This is a genomic window from Subtercola boreus, from assembly GCF_006716115.1.
In the GTDB taxonomy this organism is placed as follows: domain Bacteria; phylum Actinomycetota; class Actinomycetes; order Actinomycetales; family Microbacteriaceae; genus Subtercola; species Subtercola boreus.
On record NZ_VFOO01000001.1, the window covers coordinates 3,676,108 to 3,699,782 of the forward strand.

A 23,675-nucleotide genomic window follows, 5' to 3' on the forward strand; every position below is an offset into this window, starting at 1 on the left:
AGAGAAACGGGATCTCCGGATGCGCCACCTCACCGATTTCGTCAGCGGCAAGTTCACCGCGTGGATCGTGTTCGCGCTCGCGATCGTCGCTGCGGGCATCCTGTTCGCCACCGCACCGGCGAGCACCGGCACCGTCGCACCGACCGCCGGGCTTCCCGCGAGCACCCAGTCGGCCCAGGTCGCCGAACTTCAGAAGCAGCTTCCGAACTCCGACGCCGGGTTCGCCCTGGTCGTGTTCGATCGCGGCGGTGCGGCCCTCACCGAGGCCGACAAGACCGCGATCGCAGCCCGCGGAGCGGCCCTCGCACCCGAGTCGCTCGGCGGCCAGCTGCCTCCGGCGCAGTTCTCCGACGACGGCACCGCCGCTCTGCTGCCGCTCCCGCTGCCCGCCGCGACCGACAGCGACGCCCAGGGTGAGCGGGTCGCAGACCTCAGGGCCACAGCGAAGTCCGATCTGCCCGAGGGGCTGAACGCCTTCGTGACCGGGCCCGAGGGGTTCCAGGCCGATGTGGCCGCCGCGTTCCAGGGTGCCGACTTCCGGCTGCTGCTCGTGACGGTGATCGTGGTGGCCGTGCTGCTGCTGATCACCTACCGGAGCCCGTGGCTCTGGCTGGTTCCGCTGGCCGTCATCGGGCTCGCCGACGGACTGGCAGGCATCCTCGTGAAGCAGCTGGCGAACGTGTTCGGCTTCACCATCGACGCCTCGATCTCGGGCATCCTCTCGGTGCTGGTCTTCGGCGCGGGCACGAACTACGCCCTTCTGCTGATCGCGCGCTACCGGGAGGAGTTGCGACGGCACGAGAACCGGCGGGCGGCGATGTCCCAGGCGCTCCGCGGTGCGGGGCCGGCGGTGCTGGCCAGCGGCAGCACCGTGACGCTCAGTCTGCTGACGCTCCTGTTCGCCGAGCTCTCCGGCAACCGGGCGCTCGGGTTCGCCTGCGCGATCGGCATCGTCACGGCGATGATCTTCGCCCTGCTGGTGCTGCCGGCGGCGCTCGTCATCTTCGGGCGAGGGCTGTTCTGGCCGTTCGTGCCGACCTTCGGCTCCGAGTCGCCGACTGAGCACGGCTTCTGGTCGAAGCTCGGCCACGGCGTCTCGAGGCGGCCGGTCGTGGTGGTGATCGGCAGCGTGGTGGTGCTCGGCGCGCTCGCCCTCGGCGCCCTCAACCTCAGTGTCGGGCTCTCGCAGGTGCAGCAGTTCCGCGGCAACCCCGAGTCGGCCCAGGGCCAGGCAGTCATCGACGAGGCGTTCCCCGCGGGCCAGAGTGCGCAGACGATCGTGATCACGCCGACGGATGCCCTGCAGAGCGCCGAAGCAATCGCGACGGAGACGCCCGGGGTCGACGCGGTCAGCGTGGGTGCGGCTGCCGGATCCATCACCCAGCTCAGCCTGACGCTCGCGGCCGAGCCGCAGTCCGACGCCGCCTTCCAGACGATCCAGGACCTGCGGGCCGCCTACGCCGGAGCCGGCGACGGTGCCAGCGCCGCGCTTGTCGGCGGCACGGATGCGACGGCGCTCGACGAGAAGACCGCTTCCGCCCACGACGAGGCGCTGATCATCCCGATCATCCTCGCCATCGTCTTCGTGGTGCTGCTCGTGCTGCTGCGGGCCCTCGTGGCGCCGCTGCTGCTGATCGTCACCGTCGTCGCGAGCTACTTCGCGAGCCTCGGGGCGGCGAACCTGGTCTTCAAGACCGTCTTCGACATCCCCGCCTTCGACACGAACGTTGTGCTGTTCAGCTTCCTGTTCCTAGTGGCGCTCGGTGTCGACTACAACATCTTCCTCGTCACGCGGGCCAGGGAGGAGGCTGGTCGCCTCGGCACGAGACCCGGGATGATCCATGCGCTGTCGGCGACCGGCGGCGTGATCACCAGCGCGGGCATCCTGCTCGCCGCCGTCTTCGCGGTGCTGAGCGTGCTGCCGATCATCGCGCTCACGCAGATCGGCGTGATCGTCGGCATCGGCGTGTTGCTCGACACCCTGCTCGTGCGCACGGTTCTCGTGCCGGCGCTCGTCTTCGTGACCGGTGACCGATTCTGGCTGCCCTCCCACCCGGCGAAGGTGCTGGCCCTGCCGGCCAGAGAGCTCGCCTGATCGATGGCGCCGTCAAGGGGGCTACCCGCGACTTCGACGCTCCGTAGAAGTGCGACACTGTAGCCATGCATCTCCTCGCCGTGCTGAGCATGAAGAACCGTGCCCTGATCGCCCTCGTGACGATCGTGGCGGCCGTCTTCGGTGGTCTGGCCCTCACCAGCCTGAAGCAGGAGTTGATCCCATCGATCGACTTCCCGCAGCTGGTCATCCTCACGAACTATCCCGGCGCGTCGCCCGAGGTCGTCAATGACGACGTCTCGACGCCGATCGAGCAGGCCGTGCAGGGTGTCGAGGGCATCGACACCACCTCCGCGACATCCAGCACCAATCTGTCGATCGTCAACGCGACGTTCGTCTACGGCACGAACCTCGCGAACGCCGAGCAGAAGATCTCCCAGGCGATCAACCGGGTGAAGTCGACACTTCCGGATGCCGTCGACCCGCAGGTGCTGAGCGGCAGCATCGGTGACCTGCCGGTCATCCAGATCGCCGTGACGCCGGGTGCGGGCGGGGACACGAAGGCGCTCGCGGCATCGATCCGGGCCTCCACGCTAACCGACATCGAGCAGGTGACGGGGGTGCGCGCGGCGCAGCTCGTCGGCGACCCGGGGCAGCGCGTCACGATCACGCCCGACAGCGGGAAGCTTGCAGCGGCGGGGCTCAGCACCACCGTGCTCAAGACGGCGGTCGCGTCCAACGGCGCCCTGGTGCCGGCGGGATCCCTCACCGAGAACGGAACCACCCTCTCGGTGCAGGCCGGCTCGAAGCTGGCGTCGACCGACGACATCGCCGCCCTGCCGCTCCCGGCCGCCAAGCCGGGCGGAGGCGTGTACACGATCGGCGATGTGGCGACCGTCGCGCTGGTGGACAACCCCGTGACATCCATCTCCCGGGTGAACGGCGAGCCCGCGCTCACCATCGCCGTGACGAAGCTGCCCGCCGCGAACACAGTCGACGTGTCGAAGGGCGTGCAGGACGTCATCCCCGAGCTGCAGTCGGCCCTGCCCGGGGCGACCTTCACCGTCGTGTTCGACCAGGCCCCGTTCATCCAGCAGTCGATCGAGTCGCTCGCCACAGAGGGCCTGCTCGGTCTGTTCTTCGCCGTCGTGATCATCCTGATCTTCCTGATGTCGGTGCGGTCGACGATCGTCACGGCGATCTCGATCCCGACCTCGGTGCTCATCACGTTCATCGGGTTGCAGACAGCGAACTACTCGCTGAACATCCTGACCCTCGGTGCGCTGACGATCGCGATCGGGCGGGTGGTCGACGACTCAATCGTCGTCATCGAGAACATCAAGCGGCACCTGGGCCAGGCCGAGGTGTCGGGGCCGATCGACGGCGCGACCCGGTCGGCGGTCATCATCGAAGCGGTGCGCGAGGTCGCCACGGCCATCACGGCGTCGACGATCACGACGGTCGCCGTGTTCCTGCCGATCTCGTTCGTGCAGGGCACGACGGGCGAGCTGTTCCGGCCGTTCGCGCTGACCGTGACGATCGCGCTGCTCGCGTCGCTGTTCGTGGCGCTGACGATCGTGCCGGTGCTCGCGTACTGGTTCCTCGGCAGTTCGCACCGGGTGAGCCGGGACGCGCGGAAGAAGGCGGCGGCAGCCCACGCCACGCCGGCAGCCGCCGGGGATCCGGATGCGCCCGGCGCCGGCGACACCGTCGCCGGGCGTCCCGTGCGGGACAGCCTCGCCGTGGCCACCGCCGCGCTGCCCGGCCGCCGCGCCCGCCGCCAGCAGGCCGTCATCGAGGACGAGGCGCCCGGCGCCCTGCAGCGCCGCTACCTCCCGATCATCACCTGGACGCTCAAGCACTCGTTCGTCACCCTGATCATCGCTGTGCTCGTACTCGGCGGCACCATCGCGCTCGTGCCGTTCATGAAGACGAACTTCCTCGGGTCGAGCGGGCAGAACACGCTCACCGTCACCCAGACCGTGCCGGTCGGCGCGAGCCTCGACGTGCAGGACGCGTCGGCGCAGAAGGTCGAGGCGGCGCTTCGGGGCATCACGGGCATCCAGACCGTGCAGGCCTCGATCGGTTCGAGCGGCTCGAGCCTCCGCGACGCGTTCGTGGGCGGCGGCGGCAACGCCATCACCTACTCCATCACCACCGACGACGCGGTGAACCAGGACGACCTGCAGAACACCGTGCGCACCGACCTCGCCGCCATTCCCGACGCCGGCGACATCTCGGTGTCGGCCTCGGCAGGCTTCGGCGGCTCCTCCGACATCACCGTCGACATCTCGGCCACCAACCAGACCGACCTGCAGACCGCGGCCGACGCCGTTCTCGCCTCGGTGAAGGACCTCGACGGCATCACCCAGAGCGCTTCGAACCTGGCCGCGACCCGGCCGTACATCGCCGTGGCGGTCGACCGCACCAAGGCCGTGGAGGCGGGCCTCAGCGAGGTCGCCGTCGGGTCGCTCGTCGCGAACGCGATGCAGCCGCAGACGGTCGGATCCGTCGTCATCGACAGCACCCAGTACACGATCTACATCGCGAGCGACAGCACGCCGACCACGCAGGCTGAACTCGCGGCGCTGCAGGTGCCGACCGCGGCCGGGGCCGTGCGACTCGACTCCCTCGCAACCGTCTCCGAAGTGAACGGCCCCGACACCATCACCACGTCGCGGGGTCTCCGCACGGCGACCGTCACCGCGACGCCATCCAGTGACAACCTCGGCTCGGCCAGCGCCGAAGTGCAGAAGGCAGTGGATGCCGTGCAGCTGCCCGCCGGAGCGACCGCCGAACTCGGCGGAGCGACCTCCGACCAGAGCGACGCCTTCGGCCAGCTCGGGATCGCGCTGCTCGTGGCGATCCTGATCGTGTACGTGGTCATGGTCGCCACATTCAAGAGCCTGCTGCAGCCCATCCTGCTGCTGGTGTCGGTGCCCTTCGCCGCGACCGGGGCCATCGCGCTGCAGGTCATCTCGGGCATCCCGCTCGGTGTGCCCTCGATCATCGGCGTGCTGATGCTGATCGGCATCGTGGTGACGAACGCCATCGTGCTCGTGGATCTCGTGAACCAGTACAGGGAGAGGGGTCTGCCCGTTCGCGAGGCCCTCATCCAGGGCGCGGTGCGGAGGCTCCGGCCCATCCTGATGACGGCCCTCGCGACGATCTTCGCGCTGCTGCCGATGGCGATCGGCCTGACCGGCCACGGCGGCTTCATCTCGCAGCCGCTGGCGATCGTGGTGATCGGCGGGCTGGTCTCGTCGACGATCCTCACGCTGATCGTGCTGCCGGTGCTCTACAACCTCGTGATGGGCCGACTCGAACGTCGACGCCACCGCCGGGAGCAGCGGTTCGCCGACCGGCACGGCGAACGCGCCGGGACTCGAGCACTCACAGCTTCGGGCGCCGAGCCTGTGAGCACCCCGCAGGTCTGACCGATCGTACAGAAGCTGACCGAGCGGTCAGGTACGCTCGAATCATGCCGCTTCATCCGTCGCCCCGTCCCGACCCGTCCGAAGAGCTGAAGGCCGTCGCCCTCCGCCTGTTCGTCGAGACGAGCTACGCGGGTGCGTCGCTGCAGCAGATCGCGGATGCCGCGGGGTACTCGAAATCGAGTGTGCTCTACCACTTCGCGTCGAAGGAGGCCCTGCTCGAGGAGGCCCTCACTCCGGCCGTCGTGAGGCTCGACAGTCTCTTCCAGGGCTCGATCGGCCGGATCGCCGACGCCGACCTGCGCGGCACCTTCGTCGAGGACTTCATCGACTTCCTCCTGGTCTACGGCCTCGAGGCGCACATCATCATCAACCAGGGCCAGTCGCTCGCGGGCATCCCGATCATCGACCGTGCCACCGACTTCCTCCGCCGGTTGAGCGACTCGTTCGTGAACGAGCTGGCGACTCCCGAACAGCGGATCCGGCTCGGTATCGCGCTGTCCGGCGCCGCCTACGTGGTCGCGACCGGCGTTGCGATGCAGGCGACCGACCAGGCGCCCATCGAAGAGGCCCGCTCGGCTCTCATCGCCGTGGTCACCGAACTTCTCGTCCCCTTCGCCGCCCCGGCCGTCACGCTCTAGGAGCCCGCACCATGGCAACTCTTCTCTACCGCATCGGCCGGTTCTCGTTCCGTCACCCCTGGCAGGTCATCGTGGCCTGGTTCCTGCTCCTCGCGGCCATCCTCGGTGGCGGGTTCGCCCTCGGCGGCAGCTACGACGAAGGCTTCAGCATCCCGGGAACCGAATCGCAGCAGACGCTCGACAAGCTCGACGCCGTGTTCCCCGCGGTTGCCGGATCGAGTGCGCAGGTCGTATTCCAGGTGCCGGAGGGCCAGACGGTCACCGACGCCGCCGACCAGGCGGCGATCACCGCTGTGACGGATGCGCTCGCCAAGATCCCGCACGTCAGTTCGGTGGTCACCCCCTACTCCGAGTACGCGACGAACGCGATCTCCGCCGACAAGACCATCGCCTACGCCTCGGTGTCGTTCGACGGACCGACGATCGACATCCCGGCTTCGACGACGGATGCTGTACAGGCCACGCGCGACCTGGCAGCCGAAGCGGGCATCCGGGTCGAGTTCGGCGGCCAGGTCTTCCAGGACAACACCGTCGGCATCTCGCCGTCGGAGGGGCTCGGCGTGCTGTTCGCCGCCGTCGTGCTCTTCATCACCTTCGGCTCACTGCTCGCCGCCGGGCTGCCGCTCCTCTCCGCGATCATCGGTGTCGGCATCTCGATCGGCGCCGTCACCGCCTCGACCGCCTTTGCGGCCATCTCGAGCACCGCCCCGCTGCTGGCTGTGATGATCGGCCTCGCGGTCGGCATCGACTACGCGCTGTTCATCCTCTCGCGCCACCGGACCCAGCTCGCCCAGGGACAGGATCCCGAGGAATCGGCCGCGCAGGCCGTGGCCACCGCCGGCAGTGCCGTGGTCTTCGCGGGCACGACCGTGATCATCGCCCTCCTGGGGCTCCTGGTCGTCGGCATCCCGTTCCTGAGTGTCATGGGCGTCGCTGCGGCGTTCGCCGTCTTCATCTCGGTCTGCATCGCGGCGACGCTGCTGCCGGCCATCATGGGGCTGGCGAAGAACCGGTTGCGGCCGAAGCACGGCTCGCGGGTCGAGCGCCGGGCGCTGGCGGCGCTGGTGCACGACGAGCCGGTCACGATCGCAGGACTGGGTGCGGCTGCTTCGGATGCCCACCCGCACGCGCACGCGGCACCGGAGGTCGACGTGGTCGACGGCAACTCTCCCGTGCACGCCGGAGCTCATGCCGCCCGCGCGAAGTCCGGTACGAAGCCGGTCTCGCGATCGATGGGTGCCCGCTGGGTGGGCCTCGTCATGAAGGCGCCGATCGTCTTCATCATCGCGGTGTGCGGGCTGGTCGGCGTCGCCGCCATCCCGGCGTTCAGCCTCGACCTGAACCTGCCGACCTCCGGCCAGCAGCCCGCCGACACGACGAATCGGCAGGCCTACGACCTGCTCGCCGAGGGCTTCGGCCCCGGGTTCAACGGACCGCTGATCGTCGTCGCCGACATCACGCAGTCCACCGACATCCAGGGCGTGCTCACCAAGATCGGCGACGAGCTGCGCACCGTTCCCGGGGTCGCGGTGGTCGGCCAGGGCATTCCCGACCCCACCGTCGACACCGCGATCTTCCAGGTCATTCCGACGACCGCACCCGACTCGCCCGAGACCAAGACGCTCGTGCACGATCTGCGGGCGCTGAACGACAAGGTCACGGCCGACCTCGGCACGCCGATCGCCGTCACGGGCCAGACCGCCGTCGCTGTCGACATCTCCGACCTGCTCACCGCCGCGCTGCTGCCGTTCGGCATCCTCGTCGTCGGGCTCTCGATCGTGCTGCTGGCCATGGTCTTCCGGTCGATCGCGGTGCCGATCAAGGCGGCCGTCGGCTTCCTCTTCTCCGTCGGAGCCAGCTTCGGGGTGACGGTCGCCGTCTTCCAGTGGGGCTGGGGGGCCGACCTGCTGAACATCGCGACGACCGGGCCGCTCATCAGCTTCCTGCCGATCCTGCTGATGGCCATCCTGTTCGGGCTCGCCATGGACTACGAGGTGTTCCTCGTGTCGGGGATGCGTGAGGAGTTCGTGAAGACGAAAGACGCCCGCCGGGCCATCCGCGTCGGCTTCGTGCAGGGCGCACGCGTGGTCACGGCCGCGGCCCTCATCATGTTCTTCGTGTTCTTCGCCTTCGTGCCCGAAGGCACCGGGGCGATCAAGCAGATCGCGCTCGCGCTCGCTGTCGGTGTCTTCGTCGACGCGTTCCTCGTCCGGATGACGCTGGTGCCCGCCGTGATGACGCTGCTCGGCGCCGCCGCGTGGAAGCTGCCGCGCGGACTGTCGCGCATCCTGCCGAATGTGGATGTCGAGGGCGAGGGTCTCCGCGAACACATCACGAGTGCGGCCTGGGCCTCCGGTCACACGGATGACGTCATCACGGCCGAAGACCTCCGCATCGGGGGAGTCGAGAACACGCTCGACCTGTCGCTCGCCGAGGGTTCGATCCTGGTGATCGCGGGCGACACCACGTCGCGTCGCCTGGTCGGCGCAACCCTGGCGGGGCGCCTCCACCCCGAGTCGGGCGAGCTGCAGGTGCTCGGGCTCACGGTGCCTTCCGAGGCCGGTCCCCTCAGCCGATGCGTCACCCTGGTAGACCTCGCCTCCGCGCGGACGGATGTCTCGACCTCTGTCGGCTCGGCCCTCCGTGAGCGCCTCCGCTACGCCCGGCCGGTGTTCCGGCGCGGCGCGTCGGCGGCGGAGATCGACGATCGGGTCGCCGGCATCGGCCGGGTGCTCTCGCGGTTCCCCGGCGAGGCGCCGGTCTCGGCCGACACCGCCCTCGGCTCGCTCACACCGCTCGCGACAGCACTGGTGCTCACCGCCCTGGGGCTCGCCGACGGCGGTGCGGTGATGGTGCTCGACACGGGCGACTCGGGGTCGCCGCTGGCGGATCCTCAACGCTTCGTGGATGCCCTGGCCGACCTTGTGCCCGCCGGGATGACGCTCGTGCTCGGCCTTCCCGCGGTGCCGGTGTTCGAGGCCGCGGGGCAGACCGCCGCGGACTCCGCATCCGCATCCACATCCGCACCCGCTTCCGCCCGGCCGCTGGTCACCCTCGAACTCTCCGCTCCCGCCCGTCATGAAGGGATCCTCCGATGAGCATCCAGAACACTGCCGCCCCCGCCGCAGAGGCCGCCCCCGTGAGATCCCACCGACGCCGCAGCAGATGGTGGTTCGCCGTGGCTGCGGTCGCCGTGATCGTCGTCCCGCTGGCGGCCAATGCGCTCTTCTCCGGGGCGTTCTCGAACGTCTCCGACAACCTGGACAAGGTGCCGGCGGCTGTCGTCAACAACGACAAGCTGCTCACCACGACCGCGGCCGACGGCACGCAGTCCACCGTCTACGCCGGTCGCGGACTGGTCACCGAGCTCACCGGCCCCGGCCAGACCGGCTTCGACTGGAACGTCACCAACAGCGAAGATGCCGCCAAGGGCCTCGCCGACGGCACCTACTACGCCGTGCTGACGATCCCCGAGAACTTCTCCGCCCAGATCAACACGCTCGGCACGCCCGCTCCCGCACAGGGTTCGATCGACATCCAGACCGACGACTCGCACGGCTACCTCGCCGGTGTGGTCGCCAGCACCGTCGGCACCGCGCTGAAGGCGGGTTTCGGCCAGACAATCACGGCCCAGGTGCTGACCGGGGTCTACTCCGGGCTCGGAACGGTCGGCACGCAGCTGAGCACGGCTGCGAACGGTGCCACACAGCTCGGCACGGGAGCTTCGACCCTCACCGACGGGCTCAACCAGCTCGCCACGGGAGCGTCGGGTGCAGCATCCGGAGCCGCCACACTCAGCTCGGGCATCAGCCAGTACACCGGCGGCGTCGACTCCCTGGCAGACGGCGTGCAGACGCTCGACGCCCAGGCCGGCAACCTCTCGCAGCTCTCCGACGGCGTCAGCACCTACACGGGCGGCATCTCGACCCTCGCGGGTGGGTTCAGCTCGCTGCAGTCGGGCATCGTCGCCGCGGTGAACTCGAACCCGAACATCCCGGACGCCCAGAAGCAGCAGCTGCTCGGAACCTACGCCCAGCTCTCCGGTGGGCTCAACCAGGCCGCGGCGGGCGGTTCGACCCTTTCGTCGCAGACGTCGTCGGGTCTGGATGCCCTCCAGGGCGGCATCTCAGAGCTCTCCTCCGGCGCCTCCCAACTCTCCTCCGGCTCCGGCCAGCTGCGGGACGGTGCGTCTCAGCTGTCCGACGGTGTCGCGCAGCTCGCCACCGGAGCGCAGCAGTCCGCCGCGGGTGCGGGCCAGCTCGCCACCGGTGCCACCACGCTCGCCTCGGGGCTCCAGACGGGCGCGGATGCGCTGACCAAGAGTTCCGCAACGGATCCGGCTGCCTCCGCCAAGGTCGCCGCCGACCCGATCGCGGTGAACGTGACGACGCTGAACAGCGCCGGGGGGATCGGCAGTGTCATCGCGATCCTCATCGTTCCCGCCGGGCTCTGGATCGGGGCTCTCGCGATCTTCCTGCTGCTCCGCCCGATCCGGACGTCGCTGCTGGCGAGTTCGGCCTCGACGGGCCGGCTCGTGCTGCGCATCTTCGGCCGGGCCTCCCTCTTCGCGGCGATCCAGGCGCTGGTCGTGGTGGCCTACCTGCAGTTCAGTCTCAACACGCCCTGGTCGTCGCTGCCCGCGCTGCTCGGATTCGCGTTGCTGGTCGCGCTCGCCTTCACGGCGTTCCACCAGTTCCTGCGGTCGGCGTTCGGCCGGGTCGGGGCGGTCGTGTCGCTCATCCTCTTCGCGGTGCAGATCGCGACGACGGCTGGCATCTACCCGGTGGAGATCCTCTCCGGCCCGTTCCAGTTCATCAGCAGCATCTCCCCGGTGGCGTATGCCGTCTCGGGCATGCAGGGCATCCTGGCCGGTGGGTCCGCGGGCACGGTCTGGGCAAGCGTCGCCGTTCTCGGCATCCTGCTGCTGCTCAGCCTGCTCTTCGCAGGAGCCGCGCTCGCCAGGCGACGCCGGCCGGAGCGTACCGGGTGGCTGCTCGTGGGGGCGCCAGCGCGCGAGACCGGTCCGCGCCGCGTGGCGCGGCAGTCGGAGCATGCGGGGCCGGCGGGCGCCGCTGCGCCGGGCGCCTCACGGCCCGGGCTCGCGACCTGACGCGGGGTTCGTGACAATCGAGGGCCGACCGTGTAACGTATACAGGTCGGCTCTTGACACCGCGCGTCGTGCGCGGATGGGTTTGTAAGTCAGGTGGGCCGGTTTCTCGTTTCGTGCGATGGGTGCGACGCAATATGGATGCGTCGTGCAAAGAGTGCACAAGCGCAACAACACCGCACGAACGAGTGCACGGGTGTGAAGGCGCGGGGCGGGAACAATCACGTATGTGAAACGGCCCCGGCCAAAGACTGCCCGGGTTCAGCAAAAGTCAATCGCAAATGTATTGACCGCTTTGCCATGCAAATGAAACAACCCGGAAAGCACCATGCCCGATTACTCAAAGAATTCCTCGACCGGCGGTAACAAGTTCGGTCCGAAGAGCGCAGGCCACCGAGGCCAGAAGCCCGCCGCGGCCGGCGCCTCGAAGAAGGCCCGCTGGAGCCCCGACGAGCGTGCCGCTCGCGGAGCCGCCCCCACGAACCGTGGAGAGCGCCCCAACTGGGAGCCGCGCGCCGCAACCCCCACCCGCGAGTCGAACTACAGCGACCGCGGATCGCGTCCCTCCTACGGCGACCGCAACGACCGCGGTGCGTCGACGGGCCGCCCGTCCTACGGTGACCGTAACTCCTCCGGAGCCGGCCGGAGCGACCGTCCTTCATACGGTGACCGTCCCGACCGTGGTGCTCGCACCGAGCGTCCGAGCTACGGCGACCGCGGTGCATCCACCGGCCGTTCCTCGTACGGTGACCGCAACTCGTCGGGCGCGGGTCGGAGCGACCGTCCCTCGTACGGCGACCGTCCCGCGCGGAGCACCGAGCGCCCGTCGTACGGTGACCGCAACGCGTCGGGTGCCGGCCGGAGCGACCGTCCCTCCTACGGCGACCGTGGAGCATCCACGGGCCGTCCGTCCTACGGGGACCGCCCCGAGCGCAGCGAACGTCCGAGCTACGGCGACCGCGGAGCATCCACCGGCCGTCCGTCCTACGGCGACCGCAACGCCTCCGGCGCCGGCCGCACCGAGCGTCCGAGCTACGGTGACCGCCCGGCTCGCACCGAGCGCCCCTCGTACGGCGACCGTCCCGACCGCGGTGCTCGCACCGAGCGTCCGAGCTACGGCGACCGTGGAGCATCCACCGGCCGTCCCTCCTACGGCGACCGCCCCGAGCGCACCGAACGCCCCAGCTACACCGAGCGTGCCGGCCGCCCCGAGCGCCCGACGTACGGTGACCGCCCGGCGCGCACCGAGCGTCCCGAGCGCACCGAGCGTCCCTCGTACGGCGACCGTCCCGACCGCGGCGCCCGCACGGAGCGTCCGAGCTACGGCGACCGCCCGGCCCGCACGGAGCGCCCCAGCTACACCGACCGCCCCGCGCGCTCGTTCGAGGACCGCCGCGACTCCAACACCGACCGTGCCGCCCGTGGCAGCGACTTCTACCCGAAGCGCGAGAACAACGGCTACAGCGACGGAGCCGGAACCGCAGCCGCGGGCCGCTTCGGAGCCGGCGACGACGTCGTGCTCGAGCGCCTCGAAGCCGAAGTGACCACCGCCAGCGACGTCGTCGACAAGACGTTCGGCGACCTCGGCCTCGGTGACAACATCCAGCGCCAGCTCGCGTCGATGGGTGCCCCGAGCCCGTTCCCGATCCAGGCAGCCACCATCCCCGACGTTCTCGCCGGCAAGGATGTTCTCGGCCGCGGCAAGACCGGCTCGGGCAAGACCATCGCCTTCGGTGCCCCGCTCGTCGAGCGCCTGATGGAGAACGACGGAGCCAAGGGCCGGAAGCCCGGCCGCCTGCCGCGTGCCCTCATCCTCGCTCCGACGCGTGAGCTCGCGATGCAGATCGACCGCACCGTGCAGCCCATCGCCCGCTCGGTCGGCCTGTTCACGACGCCGATCTTCGGCGGCGTTCCCCAGTTCAAGCAGGTCTCGGCGCTGCAGCGCGGCACCGACATCATCATCGCGACCCCCGGTCGCCTCGAAGACCTCATCGAACAGGGCCGCCTCGACATCTCGCAGGTCAAGATCGTCGTTCTCGACGAGGCCGACCACATGTGCGACCTCGGGTTCCTCGAGCCGGTCCAGCGGATCCTCCGCCAGACCGCGCCGAAGAGCCAGAAGTTGCTCTTCTCGGCCACCCTCGACAAGGGTGTCGCCCAGCTCGTGAACGAGTTCCTCGTCGAGCCGGCTGTGCACGAGGTCGCCGGTGAAGACCAGGCCTCCTCCACGATCGACCACCGCGTGCTGCTCATCGAGCAGCGCGACAAGCGTGCGATCATCGAGCAGCTCGCATCCGGTGAGGGCAAGACGCTGATCTTCGCCCGCACCCGTGCGTTCGCCGAGGAGCTCGCCGACCAGCTGGATGACGCGGGCATCCCGTCCACGTCGCTGCACGGCGACCTCAACCAGTCGCGTCGCACGCGGAACCTCCAGCTGCTCACCAGCGGCCGGGTCAATGTGCTCGTTGCGACAGACGTCGCCGCACGCGGCATCCACGTCGACGACATCAACCTGGTCATCCAGGCCGATGCTCCCGACGAGTACAAGACCTACCTGCACCGTTCGGGCCGTACGGGCCGCGCGGGCAAGCAGGGCACCGTCGTGACGCTCATCTCGAAGTCGCGTCGTCGCCGCATGGACGAGCTCCTCGAGCGCGCCGACATCGAGGCGACGATGGTTCCGGCCGCCCCCGGCGACCGCCTCATCGACGACCTGCAGAGCGCACACGCGTAGGTCTCACCGCAGCACCATTCCGCACGGACCGCCACAGCAGGCGTGACATGAACGGGCCCCGGATGCTCCCACCACGGTGGGGCGCCCGGGGCCCGTTCTGCGATCGTCGCACAAAAAATGAGGTATGTTCGACATGTGGACATAATAATTTCGGCTACTCCGCCTAGTGCAATTGGACTAGTGCTACTGGTCGTCGCATAATGGTGAAGGAAGTGAAGCAACGCGAGGTTGAAAGGGTTCTCGCCGCAGAAGGTTGGATACTCGCCAGAACCAAGGGTGGTCACAATGTCTGGAAGTCACCCGACGGTGAGTCGCTGGCCATACCGACGCACGGAACCGTGTCGCCGGGCGTCGTGAGACAAGTGCTCAAGAGGGTGCCGGGAGCGCCCGAAAGGTGGAGGTAGTCATGGCATCGCAGGAGGTTCGCGCGTTCACGGTTGTCGCTGCCCGGGAGGGCCGATGGTGGATCATCACGGTGCCTGAGCTCGATGCCGTCACGCAGGCGCGGCATGCGCGCGAGATCGAGGACATGGCTACCGGTCTCATCTCTGCGCTTCTCGACATCGAGGAGGAGTCCATCAGTGTCGCTGTCACTCTCGAGTTGCCCGAGCGCGTCGCTGCGGTCTGGGGCGAGGCGTCAGCGCTTCATGACCGGGCGCTTGCCGACGAGAGGCGTTCGTCAGCATTGCGCCGCCAGGTGGTCAGGGAGCTCTTGACCTCCTCGGGCCTCAGTCAGAGGGACACGGCCCGGTTGCTCGGTTTGTCCTCCCAGCGCGTTCAGCAACTGGCGCACCAGTAGGGTGTCGGCCACCCGCTTTCAGTGATCGGAGGTCGAGTGGTTGGCGGGGGAGGGGGAGGCGGAGGCCGAGGCGCGCGCGGCAGTCGCGCGGGCCTTCTGGTGGCGGGCGATCTGCCCCTCGACGAAGCCGGAGAGCAGCAGCAGGAACAGCGAGTAGAGCCCGATCGCGAAGGAGAGCGCGAACGCCGCCGCCATGGCGCAGGTGGCGACGACAGCGGGTGTGAGGCGCAGGGTGCCCCGCACCGACTCGAGTTGCATCTCGGGTCTTCGCGCGATGATCACGAGCTGCACCAACCCGGTCACCGAGGTCACGAGCATCGTGCCGATGTAGAGAGCCCCGGTCACGGTGCTGACGGTGGTGCCCTGGCCGAGGAGCTCCGTCGGGAAGGGCAGGAAGACGATCGAGAGCAGCCAGGCGAAGTTCACCCAGACGAGCGGGATCGTGTATCCCTCGATGACCCGGTAGATCTGGTGGTGCAACAGCCAGAACCGGGCTATGACGACGAAACTCAGCCCGAACAACAGGAGACCCTGCACGTTGTCCTCGAGGAACTGGGCGGGCGACGTCGAACTGATGTCGCCCGCCCTGTCGACCAGGGGGAGGATCAGCAGCGTCACGGCGATCGCGATCACTGCGTCGCTCAGGTTGACGAGCCGGTCGTAGCCGCGGGTGAACACCATGGGCCCATTATTCCGCGAGCGGGCCCGTCGAGGTGCCGCCGGGCATCCGGAGCGACGGGCTCAGCAGGGCTGCAGGGTTGATGAACCCGGGAGGGCTTCGCACGGGTTCGGCTTCACGGTGATCGGTTCGCCGGCGTCGGACGCGGAGGCGGCGGATGCCCGGCGAACCCCGAGCACCAGGACGGTGACGGCACCGACGGCCGCGATCCCCCCGGCCAGCCAGAAGTCGACGGCGATCCCGCCTGTGCTGACCGCGACGGCACCGGCCGTCGATCCGGCCGCGATGGAGATCTGGATGGTCGTGACGAACAGTGCCAGGCCCCCTTCCGCCGCCGCGGGGGCTGCGGAGATCACCCACGTCTGCATCGCGAGGGGCAGGCCGCCCCAGACCATGCCCCAGAGCGCGAGGAGCACAAACGCTCCGACGGCGCTTCCGGCGACGATCGGCAGCAGCAGGATGGCGACAGCCGCGATCGCCATCGCTCCGACGACGGTCGCGGTGATGCTGCGGTCGAGGGCGAAGCCGGCGATGAAGTTGCCGGCGACGCCCGCGACACCGAACACGAGCAGGGCCAGTGTGATCGAGGCGGGATCCAGTCTCACCAGCTCTTCGAGGTAGGGGGAGACGAAGGTGTAGGCGGCGAACTGGGCGAAGAAGACGAACGCGGCCCCGATCAACCCGATCCGGGCCCGCGGAACCTTCAGCAGGGCGACGAGGGTCGACGTGCGCACACGCTGAATCGACGGGATGCCCGGCAGCAGCAGGAGCTGGCCGAGGAGCGCGACCAGGGCCAGGCCCGCGCCGATCAGGAAGGCGAGCCGCCAACTGGCGAGGGAGGAGATCAGGGCGCCGAGGGGCAGGCTGACGACAGTGGCGACGGAGATGCCGGCGGTGATGAACGAGGTGGCGCGGATGACCGACCCCGGTTGCACGAGTCGGGATGCGACTGCGGCGCCGATGGCCCAGAATCCGCCGAGGGCCACGCCGAGCAGCAGACGGGCGGCGAGCAGAACGGTGAAATTCGGGGCGAGAGCGCCCGCGACATCCGCGACCACCAGCGCGGCCGACAGGGCGATGAGCACGACGCGGCGGTCGAGGCTCGAGGTGACGATGGTCACGACGGGCGCGCTCACTGCGGCGGCGAGGCCGGTCGCGACGACGACGAGGCCCGCGGTGCCGATGCTCACGTCGAGGTCGGCGGCGATGGCCGGAAGCAGGCCGATCGGCAGGAACTCCGAGAGCACCAGCACGAACGAGCCGAGCGCGACCGAGAGGACGGCCAGCCAGGCCCGCCGGCCAGTGCGGGCGGGGGCGGAGACGGGGAGCCGGACGCTTCCGGTGTGAGTGCTCATGCGGTGCTACAAGCTGGCGGGTGCCGGATCCATTCCCGAGAAACTGCTTGCCGAATATGAACATTTCGTTACAGCTCCAATCCGGAGTCTGAGAATCGGCACACAAACCGTATGGTTTCTTAGAGCCCTCTTCCAGCGTGGCCGTCTGCGGCTGCACCGAACACGAACCCATGAAGGAGACCTGGTGTCCCCGAGAAACTCCCTTCCCCGTCGACTGCCGCGCATCGTCGCGCTGGCAGCGTCGGTGACCCTCGCCGTCGGCCTGAGTGCGGCATCCGCCGGTACCGCGTCTGCGGCCTCCGCTCCGGTCAAGATCGACATCGTGAACATCAACGACTTCCACGGTCGCCTCGAGGCGAGCGGCAGCACTGCCGGTGCCGCCGTGCTGGCCGGAGCTGTGGACGATTTCCGGGCGAAGAACCCGAACACGATCTTCGCCTCCGCCGGTGACAACATCGGGGCGTCGACGTTCACCTCGTTCATCCAGGACGACCAGCCGACGCTCGACGCGCTCAACGCCATGAAGCTCGACGTGTCGTCTGTCGGCAACCACGAGTTCGACAAGGGTGCCGCCGACCTGACGGACCGCGTCATCCCGGCTGCCGACTTCCCGTACCTCGCGGCGAACGTCTTCGACAAGGCGACGGGCAAGCCGGCCTACGACCAGTACTTCGTGAAGGATGTCGCGGGCATCCGGGTCGGTTTCATCGGTGCAGTGACCGAGGAGCTTCCCTCGCTCGTGAGCCCGGCGGGCATCTCGTCGATCACGGTCGGGCCGATCGTGTCGAGTGTCAACACCGTCGCCGACGAGCTGAAGGACGGTGACGCCTCCAATGGGGAGGCCGACGTGATCGTGCTGCTCGTGCACGAAGGAGCGCCGACACCCGAGGTCGCTGCGCCGGATTCGGTGTTCGGCAAGATCGTGAGCGGTGTCGACTCGAACGTCAGCGCGATCATCAGCGCCCACACCCACCAGCTCTACGACTACGACGCACCCGTGCCCGGCGTCGCCGGCGCCACCCGCCCGGTGCTGCAGACCGGCTCGTACAGCATGGACCTCGGCCACCTCGCCCTCTCGGTCGACCCCGACTCGAAGCAGCTGCTGAGCATCACGTCGGAGGTGCTGCCGTTGACGGATGCGGCCGCAGAGAACGCGCCGCTCTACCCGGCCGATCCCGCCGTGCAGGCGATCGTCGACGCAGCCGTCGCGAAGGCCGATGTGCTCGGCAACGTGCAGACCGGTACCATCACGGCCGACTTCAACCGGGCCAGGCAGAGCGACGCGAGCGAGAACCGCGGAGGGGAGTCGTCGCTCGGCAACTTCGTCGCCGATGTGCAGCTTTCGGCGACCGAGGAGGCCGGCGCTGAGGTCGCGTTCATGAACCCGGGGGGTCTGCGCGCGGATCTCACCTATGCCGGGTCCGGTGACGAGGCCGGGTCTGTGAGCTACAAGGAAGCCGCGAGCGTGCAACCCTTCGCCAACACGCTGGTGACACTCGACCTCACGGGCGCCCAGATCAAGCAGGTGCTCGAGGAGCAGTGGCAGCCCGCCGCGGCGGCCCGGCCGTTCCTGAAGCTCGGTGTCTCGAAGTCGCTGGCGTACACCTACGACCCCGCCGCTGCGGCCGGTTCGCACATCACGTCTCTCTCGCTGAACGGTGCGCCGCTGGCCGCCGACCGGAGCGTCACGGTCGTCGTCAACTCGTTCCTGGCCTCGGGGGGCGACAACTTCAGCACGCTTGCAGAGGGAACGGATGTCGCCGACTCCGGCAAGATCGACCTGCAGTCGATGGTCGACTACTTCGCCCAGTTCACGACGGCGTCGCCCGACGAGGCCCAGCGTGCCGTCGGCGTCTCGTTCGGCCCGGGCGTGGATGCCGCGGCCGGCGTCGCAGCGGGCCAGACCGTCACCGTGAACCTCTCCTCGCTGCTGTTCAGCGGCGGCGAGGCTCCTGCGCCGACCGTCGACATCCTCTCGGGTGGACAGGTCGTCGCGAGCCAGGCGATCGACCCCGCTGTGGTGGACACGACGGATGAGGTGGGGCGGGCATCCGTCACCTTCACCGTTCCCGCCACCGCTGCGGTCGGCGACGTGATCTCGGCCTCGGTGCCGGGCACCGGTACGACGGCCGCACTGCTGACCGTGACCACGGCGGCTGTCGTGACGCCGACGACGCCGGAGACACCGGTTCCGACGCCGGGGGCCACGGGCGCTCCGGTGCTCGCGAACACCGGAGCGCCGGGCGCCGAGAGCATCGGTGTCGGGGCCCTCGGGGTGCTGGCACTGCTCATCGGTGGTGCTGCGGTCGCCGTGCGCCGCCGCCGCGTCGTGCGGTAGTCCGCCCAGCCTGCGGCTCGTCCTCTCGAGGGGTGGGCCTGTGGAGAAGGAACTCTCCACAGGTTCACCCCTTTCGGTTTCCGTGTCGGAGGCCGAACCTAAACTGGGTGCATGACGATGCGACCTCCCGCCGGCAACCCCGAGGCTGAACCGCCGCCCCTGGACTACCCCGGGGCGGAGGCTCCCGGTGATGAATACCCGGGCGCCGAGCCGCCGCTGCCCGACTATCCCGAGCCCGACTACCCCGACTACGACTCGTTCTCGTTCGACGCGCCCTCCGGTGGGGCGTCCGCGGCGCGGTCCGCGCCAACGCGGCAGGCGGGCCCGGCGGTTCTCCGGGCGCGGCCCGCGCTCGGCGAAGACGCGCGCGCGGTGCTGAAGCGGGTCTTCGGCTACGACGACTTCCGCGGTGACCAGGCCGCCGTCATCGACCACGTCGCAGGCGGCGGCGACGCCGTCGTGCTGATGCCCACCGGTGGTGGCAAGTCGCTCTGCTACCAGATCCCCGCGCTCCTCCGCGAGGGTACGGGTGTCGTCGTCTCGCCGCTGATCGCCCTCATGCAAGACCAGGTCGACGCGCTGAACGCCGTCGGGCTGCAGGCGGCGTACCTGAACTCGACGCAGGATGCCCGGGAGCGCGAGCGCGTCGAGACCGCGTACCTCGCGGGCGAGCTCGACCTCCTCTACGTGGCACCGGAGCGGTTGTCGTCGGAGGCGACCAAACGCTTCCTCGACCGCGGCACCATCTCGCTGTTCGCGATCGACGAGGCGCACTGTGTGTCGCAGTGGGGGCACGACTTCCGGCCCGACTACCTCGGGCTCTCCGAGCTGCACGAGCGCTGGCCCGACATCCCACGCCTGGCGTTGACCGCCACGGCGACCGAGGCGACCCACAAGGAGATCACCGAGCGGCTCGGCATGGACCGCGCCCGGCACTTCGTTGCGAGCTTCGACCGGCCGAACATCCGGTACCGCATCGAGAACAAGGCCGAGGTGAGGCAGCAGCTGCTGGCGCTCATCCGCACGGAGCATGCCGGCGACGCGGGCATCGTCTACGGGTTGTCACGCAAGACGGTCGAGCAGACCGCGCAGTTCCTGGCTTCGAACGGGGTCAACGCGCTGCCGTACCACGCCGGTCTCGACGCGGGCACGCGTGCGCGCACCCAGTCGCGTTTCCTCCGGGAAGACGGGGTGGTGATCGTCGCGACCATCGCGTTCGGCATGGGCATCGACAAGCCCGACGTGCGGTTCGTCGCGCATATCGACCTGCCGAAGTCGGTGGAGGGGTACTACCAGGAGACCGGGCGCGCCGGGCGTGACGGGCAACCGTCCACGGCGTGGCTGGCCTACGGGCTGCAAGACGTGGTGCAGCAGCGGCGGATGATCGACCAGTCGCCGGGAGACGTCTCCCACCGCCGCAAACTCTCCGCCCACCTCGACGCGATGCTCGCACTCTGCGAGACGGTCGACTGCCGGCGGGTCAACCTGCTCGGCTACTTCGGCCAGGCGAGCACGCCGTGCGGCAACTGCGACACCTGCCTCGTGCCGCCGGAGGCATGGGACGGCACGGTGCCCGCCCAGAAACTGCTCTCGACGGTCGTGCGACTGCAACGGGAGCGCAACCAGAAGTTCGGTGCCGGGCACCTCATCGACATCCTCCGGGCGAAGAAGACCCCGCGGGTGACACAGTACGGGCACGACGACCTCGCGGTCTGGGGCATCGGCGACGACCTCAGCGAGCAGCAGTGGCGGGGAGTGGTGCGCCAACTGCTCGCCAAGGGCCTCCTGGCGGTGAACGACGACGGCTTCGGCACGCTGGTGCTCGCGCCCGAGAGCGCGGCCGTGCTGAGCGGGGCGACCCGGGTGTCGTTCCGCACCGAGCCCGAGCGCACGGCGAGCCGGTCGCAGCGCTCCGGTTCCGGGTCTGGAGCGAGGGCGGCCGCCACGGCAGACCTCAGCGACGACGCCGTGCCGCTGTTCGAGGCGCTGCGGGCCTGGCGTTCGGCCACCGCGAAGGAGCTCGGGGTGCCCGCCTACGTGATCTTCCACGACGCGACGCTCCGCGAACTGGCGACCCGTCGCCCGGCGGCGCTCAGCGACATCGACGGTATCCCGGGCATCGGCCAGAAGAAGCTCGACACGTACGGGGAGGCGCTTCTGGAGGTTGTGGCAGGTCTCTCATAGAACCTTCCGCGGGTTGTAGGTATCCACAAGGTGCCGCGAGGCGCGAGGCGCGCCGATTGTAGGGCTGGCACTGGTTGTTTGGCGTGCGGCAAGCAGGCTCATATCGTGAAAATGCGAGCATTTCGAACCGACGCCAAGAGATGAGGGCCACCCATGGTCACCACAGCTGTTACTGACACCACCGCTGCCGCGAAGGCGGGGCTCCGGAAGGTCGAGCTTCCGGCGAAGGGTTCGAAGAATGCCGCGAACGCGAAGGGTTCGAAGAACGTCGCGCCCGCGACATCCGTCGCACCTCGCATCGACATCGACTGGCTGAGCCGCTACCTGCTCGGCACCTGGTCGGAGGCGCGCCTCGAGTCGCGCCGGGTCGCCGGCCGGCCGGAGCTGCAGCGCATCGAGGGCCAGACCCGCGCCGAGCACCGCACGACGGTCTTCGGCCAGCTGCACGTGCTGGTCGGGGAGGGCGCCGTGAACAAGGCCTTCCCGAAGCACCTCGGCGGTGAAGACGACCACGGCGGCAACATCGCCGGGTTCGAAGAACTGGTGACCGCCGACCCGTCCCTGCAGATCAAATCAGGCGTGCAGTGGGGCCTGTTCGGTGCCGCCGTACTGCACCTCGGCACCGCCTACCACCACGAGACCTTCCTGCCCGCGATCATGAGCCTCGAGGTGCCCGGTGCCTTCGCGATGACCGAGACCGGCCACGGCTCGGATGTCGCCGCCATCGGCACCACGGCGACCTACGACGCCGCCACAGAGGAGTTCGTGCTGAACACGCCGTTCCGCGGCGCATGGAAGGACTACCTCGGCAACGCAGCTGTCGACGGCACCGCAGCGGTCGTGTTCGCCCAGCTCATCACGGCGGGGGTGAACCATGGCGTGCACGCGTTCTACGTTCCGATCCGTTCGGTCGACGGCACGTTCCTCGACGGGGTCGGCGGGGAGGACGACGGCCTCAAGGGCGGCCTGAACGGCATCGACAACGGCCGACTGCACTTCGACCACGTGCGCGTGCCCCGCCTCAACCTTCTGAACCGGTACGGCGACGTCGCCGCCGACGGTACCTACACCTCGTCGATCACCAGCCCGGGCCGCCGCTTCTTCACGATGCTCGGCACCCTCGTGCAGGGCCGGGTCTCGCTCGACGGGGCATCCACCGCGGCAGCCAAGATCGCCCTCATCATCGCGATCACCTACGGCAGCCAGCGCCGCCAGTTCACGGCGGGCAGTGACACCGACGAGGAGGTGCTGCTCGACTACCAGAAGCACCAGAGCCGTCTCTTCCCGCTCCTGGCGACGACGTATGCCGCGAGTTTCGCCCACGAAGTGCTGCTGACGAAGTTCGACAGCGTGTTCTCGGGCGCGCATGACACCGACGTCGACCGGCAGGACCTCGAGACGCTGGCCGCGGCGCTCAAACCGCTCTCCACCTGGCACGGGCTCGACACCCTGCAGGAGGCGCGCGAGGCGTGCGGAGGGGCCGGGTTCCTCGCCGAGAACCGCCTCACCAGCCTCCGGGCCGACCTCGACGTATACGCGACGTTCGAGGGCGACAACCACGTGCTGCTGCAGCTCGTGGCGAAACGACTGCTGACCGACTACAGCCGCAAGTTCGCGAAGGCCGACGTGGGCGTGCTCGCCCGCTACGCCGTCGAACAGGCCGCCGACCGCGCCGTGAACGGTGCGGGGCTCCGTCGGCTCGCCCAGAACGTCTCCGACCGCGGGTCTGTCGCCCGCTCGGTGGGGCAGCTCCGCTCCGCGCGCTCGCAGCGCGCCCTGCTGACCGACCGCGTCGAGACGATGGTCGCCGAGATCGCCGGCAACCTGCGGCCTGCAGCGGCGGGCTCGAAGAAGCCCGGGGCGAAGAAGAAGGCTGCCGACCTGTTCAACCAGAACCAGAACGCGATGATCGATGCCGCGCAGGCGCACGGTGAACTGCTGCAGTGGGAGGCCTTCACGGATGCTCTCGCGAAGATCGACGACCCGGGCACGAAGACGGTGCTGACCTGGGTGCGCGACCTGTTCGGGCTCGGCCTGATCCAGAAGCACGCGGCGTGGTACCTCATCAACGGTCGGCTCTCGCCGAGCCGGGCGAAGGCCGTCGAGGCGTACATCCAGCGCCTCACCCTGCGGCTCCGCCCGCACGCTCTCGACCTCGTCGACGCTTTCGGCTACGGCCCCGAGCATGTGCGCGCCCCGATCGCCTCCGGTGCCGAGGCGGCGCGCCAGACCGAGGCCAGGGACTACTACCGTGACCTCCGCGCGAGCGGCGACGCCCCGGTCGACGAGAAGGCCCAGAAGAAATAGCGCAGCTCGACTAGTACCCGGGTACCACACAGGCGGAGGCGGCA

The 23,675-nt window shown here is 69.2% G+C and carries 13 protein-coding genes; 11 read left to right on the forward strand and 2 right to left on the reverse strand.

Features of this window, described 5'->3' with window-relative positions:
- Positions 1 to 19: 19 nt before the first annotated feature.
- The 8 genes from FB464_RS17195 to FB464_RS17230 all read left to right on the forward strand — a co-directional run bounded on the left by FB464_RS17195 (position 20) and on the right by FB464_RS17230 (position 14,768).
- The gene (locus tag FB464_RS17195; RefSeq protein WP_116415945.1) at positions 20 to 2,095 is read left to right on the forward strand and encodes an MMPL family transporter; all 2,076 of its coding nucleotides are present in this window, start codon (positions 20 to 22) and stop codon (positions 2,093 to 2,095) included.
- Positions 2,096 to 2,160: 65 nt separating this feature from the next.
- Positions 2,161 to 5,490: an efflux RND transporter permease subunit gene (locus FB464_RS17200; protein WP_116415944.1), complete on the forward strand. Its 3,330-nt coding sequence runs from the start codon at positions 2,161 to 2,163 to the stop codon at positions 5,488 to 5,490.
- Positions 5,491 to 5,534: 44 nt separating this feature from the next.
- Complete coding sequence (locus tag FB464_RS17205; protein WP_116415943.1) at positions 5,535 to 6,128, forward strand: TetR/AcrR family transcriptional regulator; 594 nt, start codon at positions 5,535 to 5,537, stop codon at positions 6,126 to 6,128.
- Positions 6,129 to 6,139: 11 nt separating this feature from the next.
- Complete coding sequence (locus FB464_RS19910; RefSeq protein ID WP_116415942.1) at positions 6,140 to 9,226, forward strand: MMPL family transporter; 3,087 nt, start codon at positions 6,140 to 6,142, stop codon at positions 9,224 to 9,226.
- Positions 9,223 to 11,238 carry a YhgE/Pip family protein gene (locus tag FB464_RS17215; protein ID WP_116415941.1) on the forward strand — a complete coding sequence of 672 codons (2,016 nt, stop codon included), beginning with the start codon at positions 9,223 to 9,225 and terminating at the stop codon, positions 11,236 to 11,238. The genes FB464_RS19910 and FB464_RS17215 overlap by 4 nt, the downstream gene beginning before the upstream one ends.
- A gap of 325 nt (positions 11,239 to 11,563) precedes the next feature.
- Positions 11,564 to 13,969 (forward strand): DEAD/DEAH box helicase, encoded by a 2,406-nt coding sequence (locus FB464_RS17220; protein WP_116415940.1) that lies wholly within the window; start codon positions 11,564 to 11,566, stop codon positions 13,967 to 13,969.
- 200 nt (positions 13,970 to 14,169) lie between these two features.
- Positions 14,170 to 14,373 (forward strand): type II toxin-antitoxin system HicA family toxin, encoded by a 204-nt coding sequence (locus FB464_RS20620; protein ID WP_116415939.1) that lies wholly within the window; start codon positions 14,170 to 14,172, stop codon positions 14,371 to 14,373.
- A gap of 2 nt (positions 14,374 to 14,375) precedes the next feature.
- Entirely contained in the window at positions 14,376 to 14,768 is a 393-nt protein-coding gene (locus tag FB464_RS17230; RefSeq protein WP_116415938.1) for an antitoxin HicB, read from the forward strand.
- A gap of 18 nt (positions 14,769 to 14,786) precedes the next feature.
- Here FB464_RS17230 and FB464_RS17235 read toward each other — a convergent pair whose 3' ends face one another.
- Both FB464_RS17235 and FB464_RS17240 read right to left on the reverse strand, forming a co-directional pair.
- Positions 14,787 to 15,449: a TMEM175 family protein gene (locus FB464_RS17235; RefSeq protein ID WP_116415937.1), complete on the reverse strand. Its 663-nt coding sequence runs from the start codon at positions 15,447 to 15,449 to the stop codon at positions 14,787 to 14,789.
- Between the two features lie 60 nt (positions 15,450 to 15,509).
- Positions 15,510 to 16,802 (reverse strand): MFS transporter, encoded by a 1,293-nt coding sequence (locus FB464_RS17240; RefSeq protein WP_116415936.1) that lies wholly within the window; start codon positions 16,800 to 16,802, stop codon positions 15,510 to 15,512.
- 184 nt (positions 16,803 to 16,986) lie between these two features.
- On the opposite strand from FB464_RS17240, the gene FB464_RS17245 reads away from it, so the two are divergent.
- The 3 genes from FB464_RS17245 (at position 16,987) to FB464_RS17255 (ending at position 23,631) form a co-directional block, all read left to right on the forward strand.
- Positions 16,987 to 19,140 carry a bifunctional metallophosphatase/5'-nucleotidase gene (locus FB464_RS17245; RefSeq protein ID WP_246093122.1) on the forward strand — a complete coding sequence of 718 codons (2,154 nt, stop codon included), beginning with the start codon at positions 16,987 to 16,989 and terminating at the stop codon, positions 19,138 to 19,140.
- 111 nt (positions 19,141 to 19,251) lie between these two features.
- Positions 19,252 to 21,324, forward strand: a complete 2,073-nt coding sequence (gene recQ, locus FB464_RS17250; protein ID WP_425472435.1) for a DNA helicase RecQ — start codon at positions 19,252 to 19,254, stop codon at positions 21,322 to 21,324.
- Positions 21,325 to 21,477: 153 nt separating this feature from the next.
- Positions 21,478 to 23,631, forward strand: coding sequence for an acyl-CoA dehydrogenase family protein (locus tag FB464_RS17255; RefSeq protein ID WP_116415935.1), 2,154 nt, complete (start codon positions 21,478 to 21,480; stop codon positions 23,629 to 23,631).
- The last annotated feature ends 44 nt before the right edge of the window (positions 23,632 to 23,675 follow it).